At 73.5% G+C, this 23457-nt stretch carries 20 protein-coding genes; 14 read left to right on the plus strand and 6 right to left on the minus strand.

Annotated elements, in window-relative coordinates:
* Positions 1 to 131 precede the first annotated feature (131 nt).
* From AB0J57_RS25010 to sucD, 8 genes are all read left to right on the plus strand, one after another.
* The gene (locus AB0J57_RS25010; protein WP_366130506.1) at positions 132 to 554 is read left to right on the plus strand and encodes an MmpS family transport accessory protein; all 423 of its coding nucleotides are present in this window, start codon (positions 132 to 134) and stop codon (positions 552 to 554) included.
* A gap of 124 nt (positions 555 to 678) precedes the next feature.
* Entirely contained in the window at positions 679 to 1800 is a 1122-nt protein-coding gene (locus AB0J57_RS25015; protein ID WP_366130588.1) for an AAA family ATPase, read from the plus strand.
* On the plus strand, positions 1797 to 4199 hold the full coding sequence (locus AB0J57_RS25020) for a DUF5682 family protein (RefSeq protein ID WP_366130507.1): 2403 nt from the start codon (positions 1797 to 1799) through the stop codon (positions 4197 to 4199). Before AB0J57_RS25015 ends, AB0J57_RS25020 begins: the two co-directional genes overlap by 4 nt.
* Positions 4186 to 5349: a VWA domain-containing protein gene (locus AB0J57_RS25025; RefSeq protein ID WP_366130508.1), complete on the plus strand. Its 1164-nt coding sequence runs from the start codon at positions 4186 to 4188 to the stop codon at positions 5347 to 5349. The genes AB0J57_RS25020 and AB0J57_RS25025 overlap by 14 nt, the downstream gene beginning before the upstream one ends.
* A gap of 104 nt (positions 5350 to 5453) precedes the next feature.
* The gene (locus tag AB0J57_RS25030) at positions 5454 to 6530 is read left to right on the plus strand and encodes a hypothetical protein (RefSeq protein WP_366130509.1); all 1077 of its coding nucleotides are present in this window, start codon (positions 5454 to 5456) and stop codon (positions 6528 to 6530) included.
* 93 nt (positions 6531 to 6623) lie between these two features.
* Positions 6624 to 7547, plus strand: a complete 924-nt coding sequence (locus tag AB0J57_RS25035) for a hypothetical protein (protein WP_366130510.1) — start codon at positions 6624 to 6626, stop codon at positions 7545 to 7547.
* Positions 7548 to 7819: 272 nt separating this feature from the next.
* Positions 7820 to 8998 carry an ADP-forming succinate--CoA ligase subunit beta gene (gene sucC / locus AB0J57_RS25040; protein ID WP_366130511.1) on the plus strand — a complete coding sequence of 393 codons (1179 nt, stop codon included), beginning with the start codon at positions 7820 to 7822 and terminating at the stop codon, positions 8996 to 8998.
* Between the two features lie 20 nt (positions 8999 to 9018).
* Positions 9019 to 9903, plus strand: coding sequence for a succinate--CoA ligase subunit alpha (sucD, locus tag AB0J57_RS25045; protein ID WP_366130512.1), 885 nt, complete (start codon positions 9019 to 9021; stop codon positions 9901 to 9903).
* A 387-nt stretch (positions 9904 to 10290) separates the two neighbouring features.
* Here the strand turns inward: sucD and AB0J57_RS25050 are convergent, their stop codons facing one another.
* Positions 10291 to 11406 (minus strand): sigma factor-like helix-turn-helix DNA-binding protein, encoded by a 1116-nt coding sequence (locus tag AB0J57_RS25050; protein ID WP_366130513.1) that lies wholly within the window; start codon positions 11404 to 11406, stop codon positions 10291 to 10293.
* 116 nt (positions 11407 to 11522) lie between these two features.
* Here AB0J57_RS25050 and AB0J57_RS25055 point away from each other — a divergent pair, with 116 nt between their 5' ends.
* On the plus strand, positions 11523 to 13187 hold the full coding sequence (locus tag AB0J57_RS25055) for a DUF6350 family protein (protein WP_366130514.1): 1665 nt from the start codon (positions 11523 to 11525) through the stop codon (positions 13185 to 13187).
* Between the two features lie 3 nt (positions 13188 to 13190).
* On the opposite strand, the gene AB0J57_RS25060 is transcribed toward AB0J57_RS25055, so the two are convergent.
* Positions 13191 to 14003, minus strand: coding sequence for a hypothetical protein (locus tag AB0J57_RS25060; protein ID WP_366130515.1), 813 nt, complete (start codon positions 14001 to 14003; stop codon positions 13191 to 13193).
* 249 nt (positions 14004 to 14252) lie between these two features.
* On the opposite strand from AB0J57_RS25060, the gene purN reads away from it, so the two are divergent.
* The gene (purN, locus tag AB0J57_RS25065; protein WP_366130516.1) at positions 14253 to 14870 is read left to right on the plus strand and encodes a phosphoribosylglycinamide formyltransferase; all 618 of its coding nucleotides are present in this window, start codon (positions 14253 to 14255) and stop codon (positions 14868 to 14870) included.
* On the plus strand, positions 14857 to 16434 hold the full coding sequence (purH, locus tag AB0J57_RS25070; RefSeq protein ID WP_366130517.1) for a bifunctional phosphoribosylaminoimidazolecarboxamide formyltransferase/IMP cyclohydrolase: 1578 nt from the start codon (positions 14857 to 14859) through the stop codon (positions 16432 to 16434). The genes purN and purH overlap by 14 nt, the downstream gene beginning before the upstream one ends.
* 98 nt (positions 16435 to 16532) lie before the next feature.
* On the opposite strand, the gene AB0J57_RS25075 is transcribed toward purH, so the two are convergent.
* The 4 genes from AB0J57_RS25075 to AB0J57_RS25090 all read right to left on the minus strand — a co-directional run bounded on the left by AB0J57_RS25075 (position 16533) and on the right by AB0J57_RS25090 (position 20040).
* Positions 16533 to 16952 (minus strand): hypothetical protein, encoded by a 420-nt coding sequence (locus tag AB0J57_RS25075; protein ID WP_366130518.1) that lies wholly within the window; start codon positions 16950 to 16952, stop codon positions 16533 to 16535.
* A gap of 87 nt (positions 16953 to 17039) precedes the next feature.
* Positions 17040 to 18425, minus strand: coding sequence for a protein kinase (locus AB0J57_RS25080; RefSeq protein WP_366130519.1), 1386 nt, complete (start codon positions 18423 to 18425; stop codon positions 17040 to 17042).
* Positions 18422 to 19189: an FHA domain-containing protein gene (locus AB0J57_RS25085; protein ID WP_366130520.1), complete on the minus strand. Its 768-nt coding sequence runs from the start codon at positions 19187 to 19189 to the stop codon at positions 18422 to 18424. The genes AB0J57_RS25080 and AB0J57_RS25085 overlap by 4 nt, the downstream gene beginning before the upstream one ends.
* 263 nt (positions 19190 to 19452) lie before the next feature.
* Positions 19453 to 20040: a hypothetical protein gene (locus AB0J57_RS25090; protein ID WP_366130521.1), complete on the minus strand. Its 588-nt coding sequence runs from the start codon at positions 20038 to 20040 to the stop codon at positions 19453 to 19455.
* A gap of 223 nt (positions 20041 to 20263) precedes the next feature.
* Here AB0J57_RS25090 and AB0J57_RS25095 point away from each other — a divergent pair, with 223 nt between their 5' ends.
* The 3 genes from AB0J57_RS25095 (at position 20264) to AB0J57_RS25105 (ending at position 23424) form a co-directional block, all read left to right on the plus strand.
* A complete protein-coding gene (locus tag AB0J57_RS25095; protein ID WP_366130522.1) occupies positions 20264 to 21130 on the plus strand; it encodes a bifunctional methylenetetrahydrofolate dehydrogenase/methenyltetrahydrofolate cyclohydrolase in 867 nt (288 codons plus the stop codon).
* A 23-nt stretch (positions 21131 to 21153) separates the two neighbouring features.
* Complete coding sequence (locus AB0J57_RS25100) at positions 21154 to 21912, plus strand: DUF3017 domain-containing protein (RefSeq protein WP_366130523.1); 759 nt, start codon at positions 21154 to 21156, stop codon at positions 21910 to 21912.
* A gap of 285 nt (positions 21913 to 22197) precedes the next feature.
* Complete coding sequence (locus AB0J57_RS25105; RefSeq protein WP_366130524.1) at positions 22198 to 23424, plus strand: NADP-dependent isocitrate dehydrogenase; 1227 nt, start codon at positions 22198 to 22200, stop codon at positions 23422 to 23424.
* Positions 23425 to 23457: the final 33 nt, after the last annotated feature.

Consider the following 23457-nt stretch of genomic DNA (forward strand, 5'->3'; position numbering starts at 1 on the left):
GGCGGCGCCACTGACAATCGGCGGTGACCAGCGGGTTCGCCGGGAGGCAGGCGTCTCGCGCGACCGGTTGACTTTGCTTTCCCTTTACTGTTGTCTGCCGGTGACGCAGTCAACTCATCCGGGGGGTCAGCATGAACCGCATCAGCCGCTCCATCGCTTCCGCACTCGTCGCCGGCGGGCTCGTCGCCGGGCTCGGCGCCTGCTCCGAGATCGCGGACGAGGCCGCCAAGCAGGTCGAGAAGGAAGTGAACGAGCAGTACGAGGTGACGTACGAGATCACCGGCAAGGGCATCGACTCGATCGACTACCACGTCGACGGCGGGGACACGACGAAGCCCAAGGTCGAGTCCGTGCAGAAGCCCACGCTGCCGTGGAAGAAGACGGTGAAGCTCCGCGGTCTGCTGCCGCCCGGCGTGATCCCGGTCGCGGTCGACCCGGCGGGCGTCGAGATGACCTGCAAGATCACCTACCAGGGCAAGGTCATCTCCGAGCAGTCCGCGAAGGGCATGGCCGCCGCCACCGGCTGCATCGCCGTGTCGCCGGTCGCGGGCTGACACCGCGCCAACTCCGTTCGAACATCGGCCGTTTCCGCCTCTGAGTTGCGGAAACGGCCGATTGTCAGTGGCATGGTGCACGGTGGATTCCACACCCGGTCGAACACGATGTGGAGGGGGATCCATCACCGTGCCCGTAACCACCGAAGCCACCGCGCCGTCCCGCGACGAGGCCCTGCGCCCGCACGCCGAGGACGCGTTCGCGCACGAACTGAAGGCGCTCGCGGCGGCCGACGACCGGCCGCGCCCGGCCCGCTGGCGACTGTCGCCGTGGGCCGTCGCCACCTACCTGCTCGGCGGCACACTGCCCGACGGCACCGTGATCACACCCAAGTACGTGGGACCGCGCCGGATCGTCGAAGTCGCCGTCACCACCCTCGCCACCGACCGCGCCCTGCTCCTGCTCGGCGTCCCCGGCACCGCCAAGACCTGGGTGTCCGAACACCTCGCCGCCGCCGTCAGCGGAGACTCGACCCTCCTGGTGCAGGGCACGGCCGGCACACCCGAGGAAGCCATCCGGTACGGGTGGAACTACGCGCAGTTGCTCGCCCACGGGCCCAGCCGCGACGCCCTCGTGCCCAGCCCCGTCATGCGCGCCATGTCCGACGGCATGACCGCCCGCGTCGAGGAGCTGACCCGCATCCCGGCCGACGTGCAGGACACCCTCATCACGATCCTGTCCGAGAAGACCCTGCCCATCCCCGAGCTGGGCCAGGAGGTCCAGGCGGTCCGGGGATTCAACCTCATCGCCACCGCCAATGACCGGGACCGGGGCGTCAACGACCTGTCCAGCGCGCTGCGCCGCCGCTTCAACACCGTGGTGCTCCCGCTGCCCGCGACCCCGGACGCCGAGGTCGACATCGTCTCCCGCCGCGTCGACCAGATAGGGCGCTCCCTCGACCTGCCGGCCGCACCCGAGGGCATCGACGAGATCCGCCGGGTCGTCACCGTCTTCCGCGAACTGCGCGACGGCGTCACCACCGACGGCCGCACCAAGCTCAAGTCCCCCTCCGGGACCCTGTCCACGGCCGAGGTCATCTCCGTCGTCACCAACGGCCTCGCCCTCGCGGCCCACTTCGGTGATGGCGTGCTGCGCCCCGGCGACGTGGCCGCGGGCATCCTCGGCGCGGTCGTCCGCGACCCGGCGGCCGACCGGGTCGTCTGGCAGGAGTACCTGGAGACGGTCGTGCGCGAACGGGACGGCTGGAAGGACTTCTACCGGGCCTGCCGGGAGGTGTCGGCATGACGGCCACGACCGGCCCCCTGCTGCTCGGCGTCCGCCACCACGGCCCCGGATCGGCCCGCGCCGTGCGGGCCGCGCTCGACGCCGCCAAGCCCCCGGCCGTGCTGATCGAGGGCCCGCCCGAAGGGGACACCCTCCTGCCGCTCGCCGCCCACGAGCGGATGAGCCCGCCGGTCGCGCTGCTCGCCCACGCCGTGGACGACCCCGGGCGGGCGTCGTTCTGGCCGATGGCCGAGTTCTCCCCCGAGTGGGTCGCCATCCGCTGGGCGCTCGACCACGGCGCCGCCGTCCGCTTCATCGACCTGCCCGCCACCCACACGCTCGCCATGGCCAAGGACCCCACCTGGGAGGACGGCGAGGGCGAGGAGACGGACGGCGGCGAGCCCGAGGACCGTCGGTACGGACTGCGCGTCGACCCCCTCGCCGTCCTCGCCGAGACCGCCGGATACGACGACCCGGAGCGCTGGTGGGAGGACGTGGTCGAGCACCGCGGCACCGGAGCCGCGCCCAACGGCCCGCCGGGCCACGGCACCCCCGGGCACGGGCACGACCACGCCGGCGATCACGACCCGGTCGCGGTCTTCGCCGGACTCGCCGACGCCATGGCCGCCCTGCGCGAGACCTATGGGCACGGCGGCCACCACCGCGACCTCGTCCGCGAGGCGTACATGCGCCTCCAGCTCCGTGCCGCGCGCAAGACCCACGGGGACGGCGTGGCCGTCGTCTGCGGTGCCTGGCACGTGCCGGCGCTCGCCGCGAAATCCACCGTCACGGCCGACCGCGCCCTCCTCAAGGGCCTGCCCAAGGTCAAGACGGAGACCACCTGGGTGCCCTGGACGCACCGCCGGCTCGCCCGGCACAGCGGTTACGGCGCCGGTATCGACTCGCCCGGCTGGTACGGGCATCTGTTCAGCGCCCCCGACCGGCCGGTCGAGCGCTGGATGACCAAGGTCGCCGGGCTGCTCCGCGACGAGGACCGGATCGTCTCCTCCGCCCACGTCATCGAGGCCGTACGGCTCGCCGGGACGCTCGCCGCCATGCGCGGGCGCCCCCTCGCCGGACTCACCGAGACCATCGACGCCGTACGGGCCGTGATGTGCGACGGCTCCGACGTGCCGCTCGGGCTCATCAGGGACCGGCTCATCATCGGCGACGCGCTCGGCGAGGTGCCCGAGAGCGCCCCCGCCGTTCCCCTGCAACGCGACCTCACCAGGCTCCAGCGCACCCTGCGCCTCAAACCCGAAGCCCTGGAGCGCGAACTCGACCTGGACCTGCGCAAGGAGACCGACGCGGCGCGCAGCCGCCTGCTGCACCGGCTGCGGCTCCTCGGCGTCGGCTGGGGCGAACCGGCCGCCGGACGCGGCAGCACCGGCACGTTCCGGGAGAGCTGGCGGCTTCGCTGGGAGCCGGAGTTGTACGTCCGGGTCGCCGAGGCCGGCGTGTGGGGCACCACCGTGCTCGCGGCCGCCACCGCCAAGGCCGAGTCGGACGCCGCCTCGGCGACCGCGCTCGCCGAGGTCACCGCCCTCGCCGAGCGGTGTCTGCTGGCCGGGCTGGCCGACGCGCTGCCCGTGGTGATGAAGGCCCTCGCCGACCGGGCCGCGCTGGACGCGGACGTCGGCCACCTCGCCCAGGCCCTGCCCGCGCTGGCCCGCTCCCTGCGGTACGGCGACGTGCGGTCCACGGACACGGCCGCGCTCGGAGAGGTGGCCACGGGTCTCGCGGAGCGCGTCTGCGTCGGCCTGCCGCCCGCCTGCACGGGCCTCGACGCGGACGGCGCCGCCGAGATGCGCCGCCACCTGGACGCCGTCCACACCGCGATCCGGCTGCTTCCGCAGGCCGGGGACATCACCGGCCGCTGGGCCGCCGTCCTGCACAAGCTCGCCGCGCGGGAGAGCGTGCCCGGCGTCATACGGGGGCGGGCCGCCCGGCTGCTGCTGGACGACGGGCGGCTCGCCGAGGACGAGGCCGCCCGGCTGATGGGGCTCGCCCTCTCGCCCGGCACGCCGCCCGCCGACGCGGCCGCCTGGATCGAGGGGTTCGTCGGCGGGGGCGAGGCCAACCCCGGCGGCGGGATGCTGCTCGTCCACGACGAACGGCTCCTCGGGCTCGTCGACGCCTGGCTCACCGGGGTTCCGGCCGAGGCGTTCACCGATGTACTGCCGCTGCTGCGGCGCACGTTCTCCGCGTACGAGCCGGGCGTCCGGCGCACGCTGGGCGAGTTGGTGCGGCGCGGCCCGGCGGGCGGCGGCCCGGCCCGCCCGGAGGCCGGGGTGCCCGGCTTCGCGCCGGAGCTGGACGAGACGCGGGCGGACGCGGTACTGCCGCTGCTGCGGCTGCTGCTGGGCACGGGGGACAGGGACGGCAACGAGCTGTTGGGGGTGGGCTGTGAGCGGGACTGAGGACGAGCGGCTGCGGCGCTGGCGCCTGGTGCTGGGCGGGGGAGCGGCCGACGGGACGGGCTGCGCGCTCGCCGGGACCGATGCCGCCATGGACGGCACGCTGGCCGCGCTGTACGGAGAGAAGAGCGGCCAGGGCCGCGGCGGGCGGGACCGTTCGGCGGGGCTCGGAGCGTCGGCGCCGTCCGTCGCCCGCTGGCTCGGCGACATCCGCACCTACTTCCCCAGCTCGGTCGTCCAGGTGATGCAGCGTGACGCGATCGACCGGCTCGGTCTGTCGACGCTGCTCCTGGAGCCCGAGATGCTGGAGGCGGTCGAGGCGGACGTCCACCTCGTCGGCACCCTGCTCTCGCTCAACAAGGCGATGCCCGAGGCGACGAAGGAAACGGCACGGGCCGTCGTACGCAGGGTCGTCGACGACCTGGAGAAGCGGCTCGCCACCCGCACCCGCGCCACGCTCACCGGCGCGCTCGACCGCAGTGCGCGCATCAGCCGGCCGCGTCACCGGGACATCGACTGGGACCGCACGATCCGGGCGAACCTCAAGAACTACCTCCCGGAGTACCGCACGATCGTGCCCGAGCGGCTCATCGGGTACGGGCGGGCCGCGCAGTCCGTGAAGAAGGACGTGGTGCTCTGCATCGACCAGTCCGGTTCGATGGCGGCGTCCGTGGTGTACGCCTCGGTGTTCGGAGCCGTGCTCGCCTCCATGCGGTCCATCGCGACCCGGCTCGTCGTCTTCGACACGGCCGTCGTCGACCTCACCGACCAGCTCGACGACCCCGTCGACGTCCTGTTCGGCACCCAGCTCGGCGGCGGCACGGACATCAACCGGGCGCTGGCGTACTGCCAGTCGCAGATCACCCGCCCGGCCGACACCGTCGTCGTGCTGATCAGCGACCTCTACGAGGGCGGCATACGCGACGAGATGCTCAAGCGGGTGGCGGCGATGAAGGCGTCGGGCGTGCAGTTCGTCGCGCTGCTCGCACTCTCCGACGAGGGCGCCCCGGCCTACGACCGCGAACACGCGGCGGCGCTCGCGGCGTTGGGTGCCCCGGCGTTCGCGTGCACCCCGGACCTCTTCCCGGAGGTGATGGCGGCGGCGATCGAGAAGCGGCCCCTGCCCATACCGGACATGGCGACTCATCAGTAACACGGGACTTGCGTCACCCGGGGATGTTCGTGCAAGCATCAGCGCGACGTACGCGGAAGACGATGTTCCGCGACTTGCTTCGCAAAGGGGGGGATCCGGGCATCGTGGCCGCCGTAGCCGTCGTCCCCGTCGCCGTTCCGCGCTTCGCGCGCGGGACGGTGGCGCGGCGCACCCTGGCGGTCGTGCTGTTCCTCGGGGGCCTGCTGGCCCTCGGCCTCCTCTGCGGGTCCCCGGCGCACGCGGCGCACCAACCGTCGTCGGCGCCCGTCGGCCCGGAGCGTCCGGCCGCCGCCGGGATCACCCCCGGCACGGTCGGCCCCGTCACGGGCGTCGTGCGCGGGGCCACGGAGACCACCGAGCCGGTGGCCCCTTCCGCGGGCGCGCCCGCCGCCGTGCCGGCCACGGGCGCCGACGCCCTGCCCGGAGCCGGGGCAGCGCCCGGTGCCGGAGCGGGACTCGGTGCCCTGCCCGACGCCACTGCCGTGCCCGGTGCCGGTCTCGTGCCCGACGTCGGTGCCGTGCCCGTCACGGGCGCCGTGCCCGGGGCCCTGCCCGGAGCCGGTACCGCTCCCGGCGCTCTGCCCGACGCCGGGGCAGCGCCCGGTGCCGTACCGGGGCACGTCGTCGGCGGCGTACAGGGCGCGACCGGGGCCCTTCCGGGCCAGGCGGAGTGGCCGGCGGCGCCGGTCGCACCCGCCGTGCCCGTGACGCCGGCGCCCCAGGCGCCGTCGGTGCCGCTCGCGCCGGGCGCGCTTCAGGTGGAGCCGCAGTCGCGACCGCAGTCGGAGTGGGCGTTCCCGGCCCAGTGCGGGGAGCGGAGCACGCCGCCCGGCGCGCCCGGGTCCGAGGCCGCCGCGCCCCGCACCCCGGCCGGCGTCGCCCCGTACCTCACGCGGGCGTACGGGCACGCCTTCACCGACCGGGCCGACCGGGCCGACCGGGGCCACCGGTCGGCGGGCGCGGTGTTCGCCGCGCCGCTGCCCTTCGCGCCCGGCCCCTGCCACGGCGCCGTCCGGCAGTCCGCCGCCGGTGACAGCGGCACGCCGCGCACGGGCGGTGACCAGCACGCGCTGGCGTCCACGGTGGACGCCCACCCCGGACCGGTCCGGGGCGCCGCGCTGCCGGCGACCGCCGCGTCCGTCCAGGACCGGCCCCACAACATCCTCGAATTCCCCGGCTAGGGCAGGCCTCCCCCCGCTCAAGACCTGCCGCGCGGGGGCGGGACAGGTCTGCCCGCCGTCTCAAGAACCGAATTCGAAGGATCCGACGCACCCATGCACAAGAACATCCGCCGCTCCATAGCCGTCGCCGCCACCGCCACCGGCATGTGGGCGATCGGCACCGCCGCCGCCAGCGCGACCGAGGTGTCCGTCTCGGTCCCGCTCTCCTCGCCGGACAAGGCGGCCGTGGCCGCCGACACGCCCGTCGACTCGCTCGTCGACGGCACCACCGCCGCCGCCACCGCCGACGTCCAGGCCACCCAGCAGGTCACCCAGGACGTCCAGCAGGACACCCAGCACCTCGCCCAGCAGGTGACCCAGGACGTCCACACCGACACCCGGTACGCGTCCGCGCAGGTCCAGGGCGTCGGCGGCGAGGTCCAGAGCGAGGTCCAGGGCGAGATCGACTACCTCTTCGGCCCGCTCGACGCCTTCGCCCACGAGGTGCAGAGCGACCCCGTCGCCACCGCCACCCCCCTCGCGGACGCCGCCCTCCAGGACACGCTGCCGCCCATCGCGTACCGCACCGTCCACGCCGCCGCGCCTGTGGCGGGCCAGGCCGCCGGTGACGCGGCCGTCCTCGCCGAGGACGTGGTCTCCGACGCGTACCCGTTCGCCGAGGGCGTCGTCTCCGGCGTCCAGCCGCTGGCCGGCGGCGTGGCCGGGCAGGTGGACCCGTTCGCGGACGGCGTCACCGGCTCCGTGCAGCCGTTCGCGCAGGCCGTCGTCGACACCGTCTCCGACCACGTCCAGCCGGTCGCCCAGGGCGTCGGCGGCAGCGCGACGGGCCTGGCGTACGGCGTGACCGGTGAGGTGGCGCCGTTCGCGTACGACGTCACCGGCGACGTCCAGCCCTTCGCGACCGGCCTGGTCGAGGGCGTCACCTCCGACGTCCAGCCGCTCGGCGCCAACGCCGTCTCCGGCGTGCAGGGCACCGTCGGCACGGTCACCCCGGACTACCTCCCGTACGGCGTGTGACCGGAGTCTGATCCGGTACGAAATCCGTAGCAACGGGCGGTCTCACATCCGGTGGGGCCGCCCGTTTGAGGTCCGTGCCTGTGACAGGTATCACCGCTCCGGTGTGATCTGCGATTTAGGTGCCCAGGTCTCACGGGGATAATCTGCGAGACGGACATGCCGCGTCCACGGACACCGTGTACGCCTCCCTTGTGACAGCGCAGTCACGTTGCCCTCCGCGGCACGCCCACGCAGACAACGAACCGCGATCACACGAAAAGGGACGGACGCGCGTGGACCTGTTCGAGTACCAGGCGAGGGATCTCTTCGCCAAGCACGGTGTACCGGTGCTGGCCGGTGAAGTCATCGACACGCCTGAGGCGGCGCGCGAGGCCACCGAGCGACTTGGCGGCAAGTCGGTCGTCAAGGCGCAGGTGAAGGTCGGAGGCCGAGGCAAGGCCGGCGGCGTCAAGCTGGCCGCCACGCCGGACGAGGCCGTCGCCCGCGCGACGGACATCCTCGGTATGGACATCAAGGGCCACACGGTCCACAAGGTGATGATCGCCGAGACGGCACCCGAGATCGCCGAGGAGTACTACGTTTCGTACCTCCTCGACCGCACCAACCGCACCTTCCTCGCCATGGCCTCCGTCGAGGGCGGCATGGACATCGAGGAAGTCGCGGCCACCAAGCCCGAGGCCCTGGCGAAGATCCCGGTCGACGCCAACGAGGGTGTCACCGAGGCCAAGGCCCGCGAGATCGTCGAGGCCGCGAAGTTCCCGGCCGAGGTCAAGGACCAGGTCGCCGAGATCCTCGTGACCCTGTGGAAGACCTTCGTCGCCGAGGACGCCCTCCTCGTCGAGGTCAACCCGCTGGCCAAGGTCGCCGACGGCCGGGTCATCGCCCTCGACGGCAAGGTGTCCCTGGACGCCAACGCCGACTTCCGCCAGCCCGAGCACGAGGCGCTCGAGGACAAGGCCGCAGCCAACCCGCTCGAGGCTGCCGCCAAGGCCAAGGGCCTCAACTACGTCAAGCTCGACGGCGAGGTCGGCATCATCGGCAACGGCGCCGGCCTGGTCATGTCGACCCTGGACGTCGTCGCGTACGCCGGCGAGGCGCACGGTGGCGTCAAGCCCGCCAACTTCCTCGACATCGGCGGCGGCGCCTCCGCCGAGGTCATGGCGAACGGCCTCGAGATCATCCTCGGGGACCCCGACGTCAAGTCCGTCTTCGTCAACGTCTTCGGCGGCATCACCGCCTGCGACGAGGTCGCCAACGGCATCGTCCAGGCCCTGAACCTGCTGTCCTCGCGCGGCGAAGAGGTCACCAAGCCGCTGGTCGTGCGCCTCGACGGCAACAACGCGGAGCTGGGTCGCAAGATCCTGTCGGACGCCAACCACCCGCTCGTGCAGCGCGTGGACACCATGGACGGCGCGGCCGACAAGGCCGCCGAGCTCGCGGCTGCGAAGTAAGGGACGAGGTCAGAAACACCATGGCTATCTTCCTGACCAAGGAAAGCAAGGTCATCGTCCAGGGCATGACCGGTGCCACGGGCATGAAGCACACCAAGCTCATGCTGGGTGACGGCACCAACATCGTCGGTGGCGTGAACCCCCGCAAGGCGGGTACGACCGTCGACTTCGACGGCACCGAGGTCCCCGTCTTCGGCTCCGTCAAGGAGGCGATGGAGAAGACGGGCGCCGACGTCTCCGTCCTCTTCGTGCCGCCGGCCTTCGCCAAGGCCGCCGTCGTCGAGGCGATCGACGCCGAGATCCCGCTGGCCGTCGTCATCACCGAGGGCATCGCGGTCCACGACTCCGCCGCGTTCTACGCGTACGCGGTCGAGAAGGGCAACAAGACCCGGATCATCGGCCCGAACTGCCCCGGCCTGATCACCCCCGGCCAGTCCAACGCCGGCATCATCCCGGGCGACATCACCAAGCCCGGCAAGATCGGTCTGGTGTCCAAGTCGGGCACGCTGACCTACCAGATGATGTACGAGCTGCGCGACATCGGCTTCTCGTCCGCCGTCGGCATCGGTGGCGACCCGGTCATCGGCACCACCCACATCGACGCGCTCGCGGCCTTCGAGGCCGACCCCGAGACCGAGCTGATCGTGATGATCGGTGAGATCGGTGGCGACGCGGAGGAGCGGGCGGCCGACTTCATCAAGGCCAACGTCACCAAGCCGGTCGTCGGCTACGTCGCGGGCTTCACCGCCCCCGAGGGCAAGACGATGGGCCACGCCGGTGCGATCGTGTCCGGTTCGTCCGGCACCGCCCAGGCGAAGAAGGAGGCCCTCGAGGCCGCGGGCGTCAAGGTCGGCAAGACCCCGACCGAGACGGCCAAGCTGGCGCGCGCCATCCTCGCGGGCTGAGTCACCGCCTGACACAACCGCAGCCGCACAGCGATGGGCCCGCCCCCGGACGTACTCCGGGGGCGGGCCCGTCGGCGTATGAGGCCGGGCCGCGTCCGCGCAGGCCCGTCGTCGGTACGCGTCCGACGGCGCCGGGCCGCGTCCGTGGCCGTCGGCCGGTGCGGCGCGTGCGCTCGCGCGCGGCGGCGTCCCTGCGCGTCCCTGCGCGTCCGCGCGCGTCCCTTCGCGTCCGCGCGGCAGTGCGCGTCCGGCGACGGACGCGGCTGTGCGGGCCCGTCGTCGGTGCGCGTCCGATCGCGCCGGCCGCGTCCGTACGCGTCTGCGCGTCAGAACGCGCGGTAGGCGGCCATCAGCTCGGCGACGGCCGCGTCCCTGCGCGTCCGTGCGTCAGTGTGCGTCCGGGACCAGCCGTGCGGGTCCGGTGACCGGTTCGGAGCTGAGCCGGTCGCGCAGCGCCTCGTCCTGGGGGCTCAGGCGCTCGGGACCGCTGAGGACCGGGACCCCGCCGACCGCCTCGCCCGGCGCCAGGGGCGGCCGGTACCCGGTCGGCGCGGTGGCCAGCGTGAACGCCGTCGCGCCGACGATGACCGTCGTCAGCGCGATGGCCGCCCTCGTCCAGAACCTGGCCCGGCGCTCACTGCCGCTGCGCACGGTCCGCGGAGTGGCCAGCACGATGGTCGGCCCCTTGGCCAGCAGCGCGGCCAGCCGCTGGTGCAGGACCGCCGGGTCGGCGAGCTCGGGGATGCGCGCGGCGAGCACCTCGCGGGCGTGCAGGACGCGGTTGCCGGCCGCCGGGGTGCTCGCCTCGGTCTCCGCCGCCGTCTCCGGCAGGTCCAGGCCGAGGCCGTCGTACAGCAGCAGCGTGCGGCGGTACGCGGGCGGCAGCTCCAGCAGCGCCCCGCGCAGCGCCTGGGCGGCCCGGTCGGTGGTCGGGGCGTCGGGGTGCCGGTAGGAGCGGCGCAGCCGGTGCCAGGGCGACAGGGCGTACTCGTGCATCGCCGCCCGCACCCACCCGGCCGGGTCCCGGTCGACCGCGACCTCCGGCCAGCGCTCCCACGCCAGGTGGAAGGCGTACTCGACGGCCTCGCGGGACAGTTGGCGCCGCCCGGTGAGCAGGTAGGCCTGCTGTACGAGGGCGGGGGCGGCGTACGCGTACAGCGCGTCGAACGCCTCGAACGCGTCGGAGGGCGCGGGCGCGGGGGCGGGCACGACGGCGGCCGCGGGCTCCGGCTCCCGTGAGGGCCCCCGTGAGGGTTCCGGCGACTCCTTGGGGTCCGGGCGGTCCGCGTGGGCGGCGCCCAGCAGCCTCGCGTACGCCTCCCGTTTGCGCCCGCGCGGGCTGGTGCGCCCCGTCTCCCAGGAGCGCACGGTCGCGCGCGTGACCCCGACCAGTTGGGCGAGCTGTTCCTCCGTCATGGACATCGCCTCGCGCAGCCGGCGCCGCTCCTTGGGGGAGGGCAGCGGTGGCGCGGAACGGGGGGTGGTGGCCGTGGTCCGGGTCATGGCCGGCCCCCGGCAGGGCTGCACTCGACGAAAAAGTACATAACCGTATATTGCGCGCCACACCGGCCATTCTCCCGTTACATGGATCAAGCGCGTGTCGTTGGCAGCATGGCGCCGTGACCGAAGCGACCGACCACCCGCCGGCCCTCGTCCAGGGCGGCCGGACCGCCGCGCTGGCCGGGGCCTGTGTGCGCGGCGCGCTCGCCGCCGGGCTCGGACTCGGCTCCGTCACCGTCCTGGTGATGGTGATGTGGATCAGCTCCCCGTACCCCGACAGCGGCCCCGGCGGCGCCCTGCACGTCGCCGCGGGCGTCTGGCTCCTCGCCCACGGCGTCGAACTGGTGCGCCCCACAACGCTCTCCGGGACGCCCGCGCCCGTCGGCGTCGTCCCGCTGCTGCTCGTGACGCTGCCGGTGTGGCTGGTGTACCGGACCGCGCGGGACGCCGCCGAGCCCGGTGAGGCCCGCCCCAGGCCGTCGGCGACCGGCGCCGTGGGTGCCGTGACGGGCGGCTACCTGCTGGTCGCCGCCGGGGCCCTGGGGTACGCGGCGGGCGGGCCGCTGCTCGCCGAACCCCTCGGCGCCGCGCTGCACGTGCCGCCGCTCGTCGGGCTCGCCGCGGCCGCCGGGGTGTGGACCGCGCACGGGCGGCCGTCCGGGCCGTTGCCGGCCTGGGTGCCCGAGCGGGTCCGGGTCGGGCTGGCCCGTTCCCGGACGGCGGTCGCGGTACGCGCCGCGGGCGCCGGGCTGGGCGTGCTCGTGGGCGGGGGAGCGGTCCTGGTCGCGGTCTCACTGGTGTGGCACGCGGGCGCGGCGCGCGAGTCGCTGCTCGGCCTGTCCGGCGTCTGGTCGGGACGGATGGCGCTGCTGCTGCTGTCGCTCGCGCTCGCCCCCAACGCGGCGGTGTGGGGGGCGGCGTACGGGCTCGGGCCCGGCTTCCTGCTCGGTACGGGGGCGACGGCGACCCCGCTCGGGGTGACCGGGGCCGCCGGGCTGCCGCCCTTCCCGCTGCTGGCCGCCGTACCGGCGGACGGGCGGGGGACCTGGGTGCACTGGACGGCCGCGGTGGTCCCGGTGGCGGCGGGCGCGGCGGTCGGATGGTTCTGCGGGGGACGGGTGCGGGGAGCGGGGGTGCGCGACGCGGGGCTGCGGGACGCGGCGGTGGCCGCGCTGCTGGCGGCGGTGCTGGTGGGGGCGGCGGTCGCGGCGCTGGCGGCGGCCGCGGGCGGGCCGCTGGGCACGGGGCGCCTCGGGGCGTTCGGCCCGGTGTGGTGGCGCGTGGGCGGGGCGGCCGTGGCGTGGACGGCGGGGCTGGGCGTGCCGGTCGCGCTGGCGGTGCGGGCGTGGCGGCGGCGGGACCGGGGCGTGGCGGCTGCGGTACCGGAGCCGCTCCCGGGCACGCCGCCGGTGCCGGTGCCGGACACGGCGGCCCCCGCGCCGGCCGGGGCCGCGCCCGCCGGACTCGTGCCCGCCGCGGCCACCGCCGCCGATCGGCCGGCTCCCGAGGACGACCCCGGCGACCCGGCCTTCGAGCCGTACGACTTCCTCCCGGCGGCCTGGGAGGACCCGTCGGCCCGCGAAGCCCGCTGGACGGCGCTCAAGGAGGCCTCGGGCGGCCTCATGGCGGCCTTCCCGCCGACCATCCCGGCCCGCGAGACCCCGGCCCTGGAGGTCCCCGCCCGCGAGACTCCGGCCCGCGAGACCGCGGCCCACGAGACTCCGGCCCGCGAGACACCCGACGAGCCCGCCGAGAACCAGGCGGCCCCCGGCGAACCCGTCTAGGCCCTACTCCTTGACGCCGAAGACGTCGCGCAGCGGCTCGGGGAGCATTTCGTTGCAGGAGAGCTGGCCCGTCTTGGTCAGGGCGTCGTCCACGCACGCGTAGTAGTCGCGGTAGACGATCTGGATCGTGAACGTCGCCGCCACGATCATCAGGGCCAGCGCCGCCGTGACCAGACCGCTCACCGCGGCGGTCGTCTGCGGGCGGCCCGAGCCGGGCGCGGGGCCGGCCGGGGCCGGGTCCGGGGCGCCGGTCGTGACCGGCTGGGGGGCGGCGGCCGTGCGGGACTTGCCGCGCAGGGAGCTGATGCCCCAGTACAGCGCCAGGGTGCCCAGGAGCAGACCGATCTCCGGGAAGTCGAAGATCGCGAAGAAGAACGCCCACATGCCCGACAGCAGCGCGTACCGCGCGCGGCGCTGCGCCGGGTCGGTCGGGTCCCAGCGGAGGTTGGGCGCCTCGGGGCCGCCCTGGCCCTGGCCGCCGCCCTGCCGCCCGTCGCTCGGGCGGTTGCCGAAGCCGCCGGAGGAACGCCCCGGCTGCCGCGGGCTCCACTGGCTGCCCCAGGCCGGGCGCTCCCGGTCCCGGGAACCGTCCGCGGAGCCGTCGGAGCCCTCGGAGCCGTCCGCGGAGCCGCTGGAACCGGCGGAGCCCTCAGCGCCCTCTCCGCCGTCACCGTTGTCCGGTCGGCGCGGCTGCCAGGGCTGGTCCGGCCTGCCCTCCGGCGGCGGCGCGAACGGATTGTTCTCGTCCCTGGGCTCCGTGGACTGGCGTTCCCGCGGCAGGAGGTGGATGGCCGTGCGGCGGCGTCGGTCCGGCATGTGGTGAACGTCTTCCCCTCAGACCCCGGGCCGGCGCGACAGCGCGGGCGGGGGTCTCGTGTCGTCGTGTCCGTCCGTTCGGGGACGGCCCTGCCTCAGACGCTACCCCCCGGCTCCGCCCCCGTCCCGTGGGGGCGGCTCGGTGTGCCGGTATCGTTGCTGACGGTCGGCTCTCTCGTAGAGTTCCCCGTATCGAGGGGCCCGATTCATTCGTACGACCATACAAAGCAACGCGAAAAGGGTTTCCCCGTGGCTGCCGCCCGCCTCGTCGTCCTGGTCTCCGGATCGGGCACGAACCTCCAAGCTCTGCTCGACGCCATCGGTGATGATCCCCAGGACTTCGGGGCCGAAATCGTCGCCGTCGGCGCCGATCGCGACAGCATCGCCGGTCTGGAGCGGGCGGAGCGCGCCGGACTGCCCACCTTCGTGTGCCGGGTCAAGGACCACGCCACGCGCGACGAGTGGGACCACGCGCTCACCGAGGCGACCGCCGCGTACGAGCCGGATCTCGTCGTCTCGGCCGGGTTCATGAAGATCCTCGGGAAGGAATTCCTGTCCCGGTTCGGCGGCCGGATCGTCAATACGCACCCGGCCCTGCTGCCCAGTTTTCCCGGTGCCCACGGAGTGCGGGACGCGCTCGCGCACGGCGTGAAGGTCACCGGATGCACCGTCCACTTCGTCGACGACGGCGTCGACACCGGCCCGATCATCGCCCAGGGCGTGGTCGAGGTCCGGGACGAGGACGACGAAGCCGCTCTCCATGAGCGCATCAAGGAAGTCGAGCGCTCGCTGCTCGTCGAGGTCGTGGGGCGTCTGGCCCGGCACGGCTACCGCATTGAGGGACGAAAGGTTCATGTCGGTGAATAAGCCCATCCGTCGCGCGTTGATCAGTGTCTACGACAAGACGGGGCTGGAGGAGCTCGCCCGCGGGCTGCACGAGAACGGCGTCGAGCTGGTCTCCACCGGCTCCACCGCGGCGAAGATCGCCGCCGCCGGCGTCCCGGTCACCAAGGTCGAGGAGCTGACCGGCTTCCCCGAGTGCCTGGACGGCCGCGTCAAGACCCTGCACCCGCGCGTGCACGCCGGAATCCTCGCCGACCTGCGCCTGGACGCGCACCGCGAGCAGCTCGCCGAGCTGGGCGTGGAGCCGTTCGAGCTGGTCGTGGTGAACCTGTACCCGTTCCGCGAGACGGTCGCCTCGGGCGCCACGCCCGACGAGTGCGTCGAGCAGATCGACATCGGCGGCCCCTCCATGGTCCGCGCCGCCGCCAAGAACCACCCCTCCGTCGCGGTCGTCACCTCCCCGGCCCGGTACGGCGACGTCCTCGACGCCGTCAAGGCGGGCGGCTTCGACCTGGCCGCGCGCAAGCGCCTGGCCGCCGAGGCGTTCCAGCACACCGCCGCGTACGACGTCGCCGTCGCGTCCTGGTTCGCCGGCGAGTACGCCGCCGCCGACACCGTGTCCGACAGCGGCTCCGCCGCGGGCGGCTTCCCCGACTTCCTGGGCGCCACCTTCGAGCGCAAGACCGACCTCCGCTACGGCGAGAACCCGCACCAGGGCGCCGCGCTCTACGTCGACGGGACGGGCGGCCTCGCCGAGGCGGAGCAGCTCCACGGCAAGGAGATGTCGTACAACAACTACACGGACACCGACGCCGCGCGCCGGGCCGCGTACGACCACGCCGAGCCGTGCGTGGCGATCATCAAGCACGCGAACCCGTGCGGCATCGCGATCGGCGCGGACGTCGGCGAGGCGCACCGCAAGGCGCACGCCTGCGACCCGCTGTCCGCCTTCGGCGGCGTCATCGCCGTCAACCGGCCGGTGACCGTGGAGATGGCCGAGCAGGTCGCCGAGATCTTCACCGAGGTCATCGTGGCGCCCTACTACGAGGCCGGCGCGGTCGAGGTCCTCTCGCGCAAGAAGAACATCCGCGTGCTGCGCTGCCCCGACGCGCCGTCCGCCCCCGTCGAGGTCAAGCCGATCGACGGCGGCGTGCTGCTCCAGGTCACCGACCGCCTCCAGGCCGACGGCGACGACCCGGCCAACTGGACCCTCGCCGCGGGCGAGGCCCTGCCCGCCGAGGAGCTGGCCGAGCTGGCCTTCGCCTGGAAGGCGTGCCGCGCGGTCAAGTCCAACGCCATCCTGCTCGCCAAGGACGGCGCGAGCGTCGGCGTCGGCATGGGTCAGGTCAACCGCGTGGACAGCGCCAAGCTCGCCGTCGAGCGGGCCGGCGAGGAGCGGGCCCGTGGCTCGTACGCCGCGTCCGACGCGTTCTTCCCGTTCCCCGACGGCCTGGAGATCCTCACCGCGGCGGGCGTCAAGGCCGTGGTGCAGCCGGGCGGTTCAGTCCGCGACGAGCAGGTGATCGAGGCCGCGAAGAAGGCGGGCGTGACGATGTACTTCACGGGCACGCGCCACTTCTTCCACTGACACTTCTTCCACCGACACGGCTTCCACCGACACGACGCGACGGCGGGCCGCATCCTCCACGAGGATGCGGCCCGCCTCGCCGGAACGGGCGGCGGCCCTCAGACCCGGCGCATCCACACCGCGTAGCTGGTGGCGGTCCAGTGGCTGCTGTCGCCGGGCGCCTTGCTGAAGTTGTCGACGTCACCCTGGGGGCACGCCTGGCCCGAATAGTCGGCGTCGTACTTGCCGTTCGTGCCCCACCATTCGATGACGACCTGGGCGCAGTAGCCGTCGGCGGCGGTGTCCTTGACCCAGCCCGAGGCCGCGGTGGTCGAGATGGTGCCCGCCGAGCTCCCGTACGACGTGGACCTGCTCCACGAACCCTGGGCGGTGAAGTCCCCGCTCTTCGTGACGAGGACCCAGCCTTCTCCGGACGGCGCCTCGGGGGCCCGCGACTCCGCGGCGGCGGGTGCCGCCAGCCCTGCCAGTAGAGCGGCCGAGGCGGTGGCTCCCAGGAGTGCCTTGCGTACGATCGACATGCCGTTTCCTTCCTCCGTTGGTGTGCTCGCGTCCGAAGATGCCGGGGACCGGGAGGGGGCGGAACCTGGAACGTTGCAGGGTCCGTCTCAGCAGTGATCGACCCATCGGTGGGACAGCGGGGCGTACGTCCCCGCCAGGTTGCCCTGCTGCCGTACGGAGGTGCAGCCGGTCCGGCGGCTGTCGCGGGTGAGGTCGACGCCCACGGGGGTGAAGTCGCGGCCCCGGAAGTACTCCACGCCGCCCCACCGGGACCCGTCGTCGGGCATGTTGACGAAGACGGACCTCACCGGCCGGTCCCTGGTCCACGCGCAGGTCTCCTTCCCCGCGAGCCAGTCCGTGTCGTCGCGCTCCCAGCCGCACATCTCGCCGTTGCCGTGCTGCTCGCTGAAGAAGCAGACGGAGCGCTGCGGGCAGTGGTGATAGCCGTACGACAGCTCGTCGTCGCGCAACAGGTGGACCCCTGAGGCCCCCAGGAGCGCCGACGCGAAGGCGGCCGCCACCAGGGCCGGGCGCCGCCGCCACCGGTGCGGGCGCGGTCTCGGCAGGCGGGCCGAACGGGCAGCCCCCGCGGCTCGCTCCACCCGCCGCAGCAGTGAGGCCGTGTCGTGGGCGGCGCGCTCCGCGTGCGTACGGGCAAGGCAGTCCGTGATGATGTCCCGCCACGCGCGCGGAAGCTCGGGAGACAGGCGGAGTTCCTCGGCGCCCCGCGCGTAACGCACCGCCGCGTCGCGGCGCGCCTCGGCCGTGCCGCCCGGCAGCGGCAGGGAGCCCGCCAGTACCAGATGGGCCAGTACGCCGAAGGCCCATACGTCGGCGGTCGGGCGGATCTCCCTGCCGTGTTCGCCGATCTCGGACCACAGCAGTTCCGGCGGGGTGTAGTCGGGGGTGGAGAAGGCGGGGGAGTAGGCGTGCGTGCCGTCCAGCTCCGCCGCGAGGTTGAAGTCGCCGAGCCTGACCGTGCCGTCCCGCATCAGCAGCACGTTGGCGGGCTTCAGGTCGCCGTGCAGCCACCCCGCGTGGTGGAGCTGGTGCAGCCCAGCGCACACCTGCGCCAGCAGTGCGGGCCCCGACCCCGGCGCCGGGGCCCGGGCCAGCAGGGTTTCCAGGGAGCCCTCGGCCCGTTCCAGTACGAGGACGGTGGCACCGTCGAGTTCGGGGTGATCCGGGTCGTCGACCGTCAGCGCCTCGTACATGCGGATCAGCCGTGGCGCGCGCAGCCGGCGCAACAACCCCACTTCACGCTCGGCCAGTTCCCGCAGATGACGCAGCCGGCGCGGCGTCTGCGTACCGGTCGGCAGGAACTTCAGCGCGGCGTGCCGGGGCAGTCCGGGCGGCCCGTCCCCGGTGCGCCGGGCCGCGTACACACTGCCGAACGCGCCGGACGCGATGGCCTCGCGCACCTCCCAGCGGCCGACGCGGTAGCCCTTCGGCACCGGCACCGCGAACGGCTGCTCCGGCGGTGGGGCGCTCATCGCATCGCCCCGCTGGGAAGGGCGGCGAGGACGATGAGATCGTCCTCGCGGACCAGATCGAAGCGGAGGGCGAGCGAGACCAGAGATTCCTTCTTGCCGTTCTTGCGCGGGCCGGTGTCCGCGGTGTCCGGGGCCGGCTTGAGGCGCAGCTTCACCGCGAGGTAGTCGATGTTCCAGTTCACCGACGAGCGGTTCGCCGCCGGCCAGGTGGGCCGCAGCCGCTCCACCACCTGGTCGAGGGTGGGCAGCGGGGCGTGGGGCAGGCCACGCAGCCGTGGCTCGCACAGGGCGGCGAGGACCGCGTAGTACCGGGTGGTGCGGTCGAGGGCGAACGCCGGGGCGGTGGCGGCTCCGGAGAGGCCCGCGCGGTCGACGGCGCGGTAGTCGTGGCGCGGCGCCCAGACGTCGAAGCTGAGCAGCTCGCCCGCGGCGGGCAGGACCACGCGGGAGAACTCGAACGGTACGGGTGCGTCCAGGCGGCCCGGCGCGATCTTGATGTGCTCACCGGCGCCCTCGGGGTTCTCCACCACGTAGGTCTGCTCGTGGCTGAGATTGCTCAGGATCCAGAACGCGCGGTGCGCGGTGATCTCCCCGGCGACCCGGGACACCCCTTCGTGGGCGATGGCCAGACCGTCCTCGGCGGTGGCCGCCCTGCCGAAGACGAGCCTCTCGCCCGCCGCGAGCCTGATGCGGCTGTCAGGGCTCCGACCGGTGCTGCCGCCGGTTCCGCCGCACCGCGGTGGAACAACGATGATGGTGTACACGGAGTTCCCCCTCCTCCTGCGCCAACGGCAGTCAGGGTAAGGGCTTTCCCGAGGAGGCGTCCGTGTCCGAGCGGCAGGGTAAACGGCCGTTTCGGCGTAAACGTACGAAGGCCGCCGGGGTGGTTCATCGTTCGTTCGGCGGGCGTTTATCCGGCGGCCCTTGACGGTGGGCCGGGGGACGCCGGTGGAGACGGCGAGGGCCGTGTGCCACCGCCGGAGAGCGGTGGCACACGGCCCTTGTCTGCGTACGATCCGCGCGCGTATCAGTAACGCGGGCGGTTGAACCAGGCGGTGGCGCTGCTGTTGACCATCGACGCGAGGATGATGCCGCCGATGGCGAGGCCGATGATGCCGCCGATCGCCGCGCTGGTGGTGCCCTGCGTGAAGTTGCTCAGGCTCATCAGGATGAACAGCGCGGAGTAGACGATGGTCGTCACGCGAACGCCGTTGCCGCCCTTGGAGAACTTGGCGCCGAGGACGATGGCCCAGACCGCGAAGGCGATCAGGATCAGGACGACGATGAAGCCGAGCCCGGCGAGACCGTCCGTCGCGTCACCCGCGCCCACCGAGTCCGAGACGTCCTGCGCCGCGGCGATGACGAAGGCGAAGATGATGCCGAAGATGATCTGGAGACCGGCCACGATGAACAGCAGCACGCGCGCCGTCTGCATCAGACCGGGCATCGTCATCGGCGCGCCGCCCGGGTAGCCGGCGCCGTACGCCGGCGGGGGCGGGGCGGCCGGGTAGCCGTAGCCGGGCTGCTGCGGCTGGCCCTGCTGGGGGTAGCCGTAGCCGGGCTGCTGGGGCTGGCCCTGCTGGCCGTAGGGATTGTTCGGGTCGCCGAAGCTCATGGCGGGTTTCCTCCGTTGTTTTGCGGGGACGGCGCGGCCCGCGCGGAGGAACTTCACGAACTTTTTAGCGGTTTGCCCCCCGGCACTGCCCGCGGCACTGCGCGGATCATCGTCGTCGTATCGTCGACTTTTTGTCCAGTCGGATAACGAGGGTGTTGTGCAAGTGCAACCTCCAACGGCCTCGAATTGGAACCGGGGCGGGGTCATCCGCGAGGATGGGCACATGACCGCCCAGATTCTCGATGGCAAGGCCACCGCCGCCGCGATCAAGTCCGACCTGACCGCCCGCGTGGCGGACCTCAAGGCCAAGGGCATCACCCCGGGCCTCGGCACCGTCCTGGTCGGCGACGACCCGGGCAGCCAGAAGTACGTCGCGGGCAAGCACCGCGACTGCGCGGAGGTCGGCATCGCCTCCATCCAGCGGGAACTGCCCGCCACCGCCACGCAGCAGGAGATTGAGGCGGTCGTACGCGAGCTGAACGAGGACCCGGCCTGCACCGGCTACATCGTGCAGCTCCCGCTGCCCAAGGGCATCGACGAGAACCGCATCCTGGAGCTGATGGACCCGGCCAAGGACGCGGACGGGCTCCACCCGATGAACCTGGGCCGCCTCGTGCTCAACGAGCCCGCCCCGCTGCCCTGCACCCCGAACGGCATCATCGCGCTGCTGCGCGCGCACGGCGTCGAGATCAACGGGGCGGAGGTCGTGGTCGTCGGCCGCGGCACGACCATCGGGCGCCCGATGCCGCTGCTGCTCACCCGCAAGTCCGAGAACGCGACCGTCACGCAGTGCCACACGGGTACGCGCGACCTCGCCGCCCACCTGCGGCGCGCCGACATCATCGTGGCCGCGGCGGGCGTGCCGCACCTGATCAAGCCCGAGGACGTCAAGCCGGGCGCCGCCGTCCTGGACGTGGGCGTCAGCCGTGACGAGAGCGGCAAGATCGTCGGCGACGTCCACCCGGGCGTCAACGAGGTCGCCGGGTGGCGCGCCCCGAACCCGGGCGGCGTCGGCCCGATGACGCGGGCCCTGCTGCTGGTCAACGTCGTCGAGGCGGCCGAGCGCGCCGCCGCCGCGACCGCGAGCTGAACCGGACGGAAGAGGGCGACCCCATGGGCGTACGGGCGAACGACGACTCCGCCACCGCGGCCGGAACCCCGGCCCCGGCCACGGGCGGGCCGGCCGAGGAGACGGCGGCCCGCGCGGCGGCCGACGGCAGCTCACCGGACCCCGGCGCGGCGGCCGACCGCCCCGCCACCGCCCCGGCCGGGGCACCCACCCCGGCGGGTGACGCCCCCGGCGCCCCCGACGCACGGCCCACCACCGACGCCACCGGCCGCTCCGGCACCACCGCCGCCACCGGCTCCGGCCGCGAGGAGTCCCGTGCCGCGGCGGCCGGCCGCCCTCGTGCCGGGGCCACCGCGCCGGCCGAGGCGCCCGCCCCGGGCGCCGGGCGCACCGCCCCCGGCGCCCGGGCGTCCCGGCGGCCGCCGACCGTTACGCGGGACACCGCGCGGCCCGAGGGCGGCGGGCGGGCCGCGCCCGGGGACGCGCCGGCGCCCGCGCGGCAGTGGCCGCTGCTCACCGTGCTCGGACTGACCGCGCTCGGGCTGCTGGTCGTCGGGTTCGACCCGTTCCCGCAGGCGCCCCGCATCGGGGCCATGCTGATCGGCGTCGCCCTGCTCACCGGTGCCGCCATGCGGCGCGCCCTGCCGTCCGTCGGGATGCTCGCCGTCCGGTCGCGGTTCACCGACATGGCCGCGTACGGCCTGCTCGGCGCCGCCATCGTGCTGCTGTCGCTGATGACCCAGCCGGACCCCTGGCTGGAGATCCCGTTCCTGGAGGACGCCGTCCGGTTCGCGGTGCGCTAGGGCCTCTCGTTCGGATCTTGCTGGGCTCGTGACGCCTGGACACCGCACCTCGCGGCGTTGTCGTCGGTCGCCAATGTCCCCCGTAGCCCTTCGGGCACGGGAGGTGCCCCCACCGCAGTGGCTCCCTCCTCCGCCTTGCGATGCACGGCGCCAGACGCCACTCGCTGATCCAGCCTGATCCAAACGAAAGACCCTGGACGGCCACGTCGGGCGGCCGCGTACGTCCTCGCGCTCTACCTTGACGACGAGACATGTCGTCGTCGCGCGAGAGGGACGTACCGCCTCATGTCCAAGATCACGGTAGCCAACCCCGTCGTCGAGCTCGACGGCGACGAGATGACCCGCATCGTCTGGCAGTTCATCCGGGACCGGCTGGTCCTGCCGTACCTCGATGCCGACCTGAAGTACTTCGACCTGGGCATCCAGAACCGCGACGCCACGCGCGACCGGGTGACCGTCGAGGCCGCCGAAGCCATCAGGGAGCACGGCGTCGGCGTCAAGTGCGCCACGATCACGCCGGACGAGGCGCGCGTCGAGGAGTTCGGCCTCAAGGCGATGTACCGCTCGCCGAACGCCACCATCCGCGCCCTCCTCGGCGGCGTGCTCTTCCGCGAACCGATCATCATGAGCAACGTGCCACGGCTCGTCCCCGGCTGGACCCGGCCCATCGTCATCGGCCGCCACGCCTTCGGCGACCAGTACCGCGCCACCGACCTCAAGGTGCCCGGCCCCGGCACGCTCACCATGACCTTCACGCCGAAGGACGGCACCGACCCGGTCGAGCTGGAGGTGTACGACTTCCCGGGCGCGGGCGTCGCGCTGTCGATGTACAACCTCGACGAGTCGATCCGCGACTTCGCGCGCGCGTCGTTCCGCTACGGCCTCGCCCGTGGCTACCCGGTCTACCTGTCCACGAAGAACACGGTCCTGAAGAAGTACGACGGGCGCTTCAAGGACGTCTTCCAGGAGGTCTTCGACGCCGAGTTCAAGGCCCATTTCGACGCGGCGGGCCTGACCTACGAGCACCGGCTCATCGACGACATGGTCGCCTCGGCCCTGAAGTGGGCGGGCGGCTACGTCTGGGCGTGCAAGAACTACGACGGCGACGTCCAGTCCGACGCCGTCGCCCGCGGATTCGGCTCGCCCGGGCTGATGACCTCCGTCCTGATGTCCCCCGACGGCCGGACCGTCCTCGCGGAGGCCGCGCACGGCACGGTCACCCGCCACTACCGCCGCCACCAGCAGGGCCGGTCGACCTCGACGAACCCGGTCGCCTCCGTCTTCGCCTGGACCCGGGGCCTCGCCCACCGCGGCGCCCTGGACGGGACGCCGGAGGTGACCCGGTTCGCGCAGACCCTGGAGCAGGTGTGCGTGGAGACGGTCGAGGGCGGCCAGATGACCGAGGACCTGGCCCGGCTCATCTCCCCGGAGCACCCGTGGCTGACCACGGAACAGTTCCTGGACGTCCTCGACACCGGCCTCCAGAAGCGGATGCTCTCGCTGGAGCCCTGATGTGAGCCCTCGGCTGGGAGTCCTGATGTGCGC

The sequence above is a fragment of the Streptomyces sp. NPDC049837 genome (assembly GCF_040674455.1).
In the GTDB taxonomy this organism is placed as follows: domain Bacteria; phylum Actinomycetota; class Actinomycetes; order Streptomycetales; family Streptomycetaceae; genus Streptomyces.

What these genes read in the sequence shown, in the direction of transcription:
- AB0J57_RS25020 (WP_366130507.1), top strand. Translation starts at nt 1,797, where the DNA reads ATGACGGCCACGACCGGCCCCCTGCTGCTCGGCGTCCGCCACCACGGC.
- AB0J57_RS25095 (WP_366130522.1), top strand. Translation starts at nt 20,264, where the DNA reads ATGACCGCCCAGATTCTCGATGGCAAGGCCACCGCCGCCGCGATCAAG.
- AB0J57_RS25090 (WP_366130521.1), bottom strand. Translation starts at nt 20,040, where the DNA reads ATGAGCTTCGGCGACCCGAACAATCCCTACGGCCAGCAGGGCCAGCCC.
- AB0J57_RS25035 (WP_366130510.1), top strand. Translation starts at nt 6,624, where the DNA reads ATGCACAAGAACATCCGCCGCTCCATAGCCGTCGCCGCCACCGCCACC.
- AB0J57_RS25050 (WP_366130513.1), bottom strand. Translation starts at nt 11,406, where the DNA reads ATGACCCGGACCACGGCCACCACCCCCCGTTCCGCGCCACCGCTGCCC.
- AB0J57_RS25060 (WP_366130515.1), bottom strand. Translation starts at nt 14,003, where the DNA reads ATGCCGGACCGACGCCGCCGCACGGCCATCCACCTCCTGCCGCGGGAA.
- AB0J57_RS25080 (WP_366130519.1), bottom strand. Translation starts at nt 18,425, where the DNA reads ATGAGCGCCCCACCGCCGGAGCAGCCGTTCGCGGTGCCGGTGCCGAAG.
- AB0J57_RS25075 (WP_366130518.1), bottom strand. Translation starts at nt 16,952, where the DNA reads ATGTCGATCGTACGCAAGGCACTCCTGGGAGCCACCGCCTCGGCCGCT.
- AB0J57_RS25010 (WP_366130506.1), top strand. Translation starts at nt 132, where the DNA reads ATGAACCGCATCAGCCGCTCCATCGCTTCCGCACTCGTCGCCGGCGGG.
- sucD (WP_366130512.1), top strand. Translation starts at nt 9,019, where the DNA reads ATGGCTATCTTCCTGACCAAGGAAAGCAAGGTCATCGTCCAGGGCATG.
- AB0J57_RS25105 (WP_366130524.1), top strand. Translation starts at nt 22,198, where the DNA reads ATGTCCAAGATCACGGTAGCCAACCCCGTCGTCGAGCTCGACGGCGAC.
- purH (WP_366130517.1), top strand. Translation starts at nt 14,857, where the DNA reads ATGTCGGTGAATAAGCCCATCCGTCGCGCGTTGATCAGTGTCTACGAC.
- AB0J57_RS25100 (WP_366130523.1), top strand. Translation starts at nt 21,154, where the DNA reads ATGGGCGTACGGGCGAACGACGACTCCGCCACCGCGGCCGGAACCCCG.